Below are 2,416 nucleotides of genomic sequence, written 5' to 3' on the forward strand. Positions count from 1 at the left end.
CTCCGCCCTTCACCGACACCCCAACAACCGATTCTCATCTTGATTGTCGCTACGCTCGCATCCTGTCAGTCGCCGCGCAGTCGACCTTGCCGTCGCGAACATGGGCCATCAGGCGGGCGAGGGCGGGGCGCTCCATGCTGCCGCCCGAGAAGCCGCCATCATCATAGAGCGTGGGGACGAGCGTCCAGCCCTCGCTCTTCTGGCTCTGGACATAGGCGGCGCAGGCCTCGCGCTGTGCATCCAAACTATTGAAGGCCTGATCCAGCCCCTCTTCGGTCGACTTGCGCGTATAGATCGCGCAGCGCAGCTGCTTCTTCTGGATCATGGCTTCACCCCGAAGAAGCGCGGGCCCGACCAGTGCGCGCCCGTGATGTGGCGGGCCACGGCAGACAAGGAGGTGAAGCTCTTGCCCTTATAGCTGCAGCGGCCATTTTCCTCCATCAACACATGATGGCTGGTTCCGCCCCATTCGCGCACCAGCTGCGTTCCTGGGGTCAGCTTGGGTGCGGACGCAGCGCGCGCCACTCCCGCACCAGGAAGGCGCACCCGCACCCGCTCACCGAGGCCGCCCTGGGCGGCGCATTGCAGATCATGCGCCAGGGCGCGGGCCAGCAGGCTGGCGGCGATGCGCGGGGGCTCAGCCCCGTGCACCGTCCGCCACTCCGCCTTGAGCTCGGTCGGCTTCATTGCTGCCAAGGCAGCGATCTGCGCGTCCAGCTTCATCAGGCCTGGTTCCCCAGATGATAGCAGGTGACCTCGCCGCGCTTGCGCCTGTCGATCGCGTTGCCTTTCTTGCGCAGGCCGGTCAGCGCGGCTCGCGTGGTGTGCGGCAGCCAGTTGGTGGCGCTGATCAGTTCATCCAGCGTCGCGCCGCTCTCGCGGCGGAGCATCTCCAGGACCAGCGCGCTTTTGCTGTGTGCGGCAGGTGACGGGGCTTCACCGAGCACCGGCATCGATGCGCTGACTGGCGCCGGCCTGGCACAAGCGCTGACTGATGCCGCCGTCGTGGTCGATGTCAGCAATGCCCCCTCGTTCGAGGACGCTGCCGCTCTCGCTTTCTTCCGCGGTACGACAACCAACTTGCTGGAAGCAGCACGCGACGCAGACGTGCACCACGTCGTGGCACTGTCGGTGGTGGGGACCGATCGCCTTCAGGCATCGGGTTTTTTTTGCGCCAAGCTGGCGCAAGAGCAACCGATCGCCGGCAGTGGCGTACCCTACACAATCGTGCGCGCCACGCAGTTCTTTGAGTTCGTGTCCACCATCGCGGACGGCTATACGGGCTTGCCGCTCAGTAGCAGGATAGCGCAGCATGAGCCGGAACCTTCCGCTCGCACTGGCTACAGTGCTCGGTCTCGCGTCCGCTGCGAACGGCCTCTTTATGCTGATCTCACCAGCAAACTTGTAGTTTGGGGTGCCCGGCGTCACCACCACCGGACCGTTCAACCCGCATTTCATTTGTGACATCGGTTTGATTTTCCTGCTCGTAGCAATCGCGATGCTCATTGGTGTCGTGCGACCGGCGTCGCGCGTTCCCCTGTGGTGCGCCGCCGCTCTCTGGCTTGCCGACCACCCGTTGTTCCATTTCTGGGAGTAGCGGTTGGCATTGTGGGACAGATGCGCTGTCCCAGGATTTTCCTGCTGTGACTTTATCTCGAACAGGGAAAGGCCCAGGGGCGCGCCGGACAGATCGCCAACCGGCTCGTACACTCGGACCTTGTCGTGTTGGACGAACTGGGCTACCTGCCGTTCCGCGCCTCCGGCGGCGCGCTGCTCTTCCACCTGCTGAGCAAATTATACGAGCGCACCAGCGTCGTAATCACCACCAACCTTAGCTTCAGCGAATGGGCCACCGTGTTCGGCGACGCCAAGATGACCACCGCGCTCCTCGATCGGCTCACCCATCACTGCCACATCCTGGAAACCGGCAACGATCGCTTCCGGTTCAAGAACAGCTCGGCGCACCAATCCAAGCCCAGAAAGGCGAAACCCGCATCTTGACCCACCTATGACATCCGAAACATAACATCAGGCCAGTCACTTCTCGGTGGAAACCCCGGGTCAACTCTCAGTGACAATCAACAGTCCGAAAATTCGACTAAGGATTCCCGCGTAGTTTCCGGTCCGATATGATCGGGCATGGGCTACCTCGCAGGACATTCGCATGATCAGATGCTACTGCTTCCGGCATCGGTCGATGACTATGTGGCGGCGGACAACCCGGTTCGGTTCATCGCAGCGTTCGTCGATGATCTTGATCTGGACGATCTGGGTTTGGCCGTTCCCGTGCCCAAGGCGACGGGGCGCCGTGGCCACGATCCGGTTGATCTGCTAGGCCGTAGTGACATTTTAGGGATTCACGACGGTTTGGATTTGTGATTCAAGGCTGGCTTTTGGAGGCTGGCGTGGAAGGCGA

Annotated in this window: 5 protein-coding genes and 1 pseudogene; 3 read left to right on the plus strand and 3 right to left on the minus strand. The window is 62.4% G+C overall.

The window, feature by feature from the left end:
* Nucleotides 1–49: 49 nt before the first annotated feature.
* From K7W03_RS27190 to K7W03_RS27200, 3 genes are read right to left on the minus strand one after another with little or no spacing between them, the layout of a single operon-like run.
* Entirely contained in the window at nucleotides 50–325 is a 276-nt protein-coding gene (locus K7W03_RS27190) for a recombinase family protein (protein WP_226870566.1), read from the minus strand.
* Nucleotides 322–723, minus strand: coding sequence for a DUF2924 domain-containing protein (locus tag K7W03_RS27195; RefSeq protein ID WP_222888075.1), 402 nt, complete (start codon nucleotides 721–723; stop codon nucleotides 322–324). Before K7W03_RS27195 ends, K7W03_RS27190 begins: the two co-directional genes overlap by 4 nt.
* A complete protein-coding gene (locus K7W03_RS27200) occupies nucleotides 723–953 on the minus strand; it encodes a DUF3489 domain-containing protein (protein ID WP_222888076.1) in 231 nt (76 codons plus the stop codon). Before K7W03_RS27200 ends, K7W03_RS27195 begins: the two co-directional genes overlap by 1 nt.
* 52 nt (nucleotides 954–1,005) lie before the next feature.
* Here K7W03_RS27200 and K7W03_RS28420 point away from each other — a divergent pair, with 52 nt between their 5' ends.
* The 3 genes and pseudogenes from K7W03_RS28420 (at nucleotide 1,006) to K7W03_RS27215 (ending at nucleotide 2,379) form a co-directional block, all read left to right on the plus strand.
* Nucleotides 1,006–1,464, plus strand: coding sequence for an SDR family oxidoreductase (locus tag K7W03_RS28420; protein ID WP_413469351.1), 459 nt, complete (start codon nucleotides 1,006–1,008; stop codon nucleotides 1,462–1,464).
* A gap of 189 nt (nucleotides 1,465–1,653) precedes the next feature.
* Nucleotides 1,654–2,001 (plus strand): annotated as a pseudogene (locus K7W03_RS27210) (ATP-binding protein); the annotation flags it as partial.
* Nucleotides 2,002–2,139: 138 nt separating this feature from the next.
* On the plus strand, nucleotides 2,140–2,379 hold the full coding sequence (locus K7W03_RS27215) for a hypothetical protein (protein ID WP_222888080.1): 240 nt from the start codon (nucleotides 2,140–2,142) through the stop codon (nucleotides 2,377–2,379).
* The last annotated feature ends 37 nt before the right edge of the window (nucleotides 2,380–2,416 follow it).

Origin of the sequence: Sphingobium sp. PNB, from assembly GCF_019873065.1 — a bacterium.
Taxonomy (GTDB): Bacteria; Pseudomonadota; Alphaproteobacteria; order Sphingomonadales; family Sphingomonadaceae; genus Sphingobium; species Sphingobium fuliginis.

Bases quoted from the DNA above. Each gene is read 5' to 3' on its own strand.
- K7W03_RS27190 (WP_226870566.1), bottom strand. From the start codon at position 325: ATGATCCAGAAGAAGCAGCTGCGCTGCGCGATCTATACGCGCAAGTCG.
- K7W03_RS27195 (WP_222888075.1), bottom strand. From the start codon at position 723: ATGAAGCTGGACGCGCAGATCGCTGCCTTGGCAGCAATGAAGCCGACC.
- K7W03_RS27200 (WP_222888076.1), bottom strand. From the start codon at position 953: ATGCCGGTGCTCGGTGAAGCCCCGTCACCTGCCGCACACAGCAAAAGC.
- K7W03_RS27215 (WP_222888080.1), top strand. From the start codon at position 2,140: ATGGGCTACCTCGCAGGACATTCGCATGATCAGATGCTACTGCTTCCG.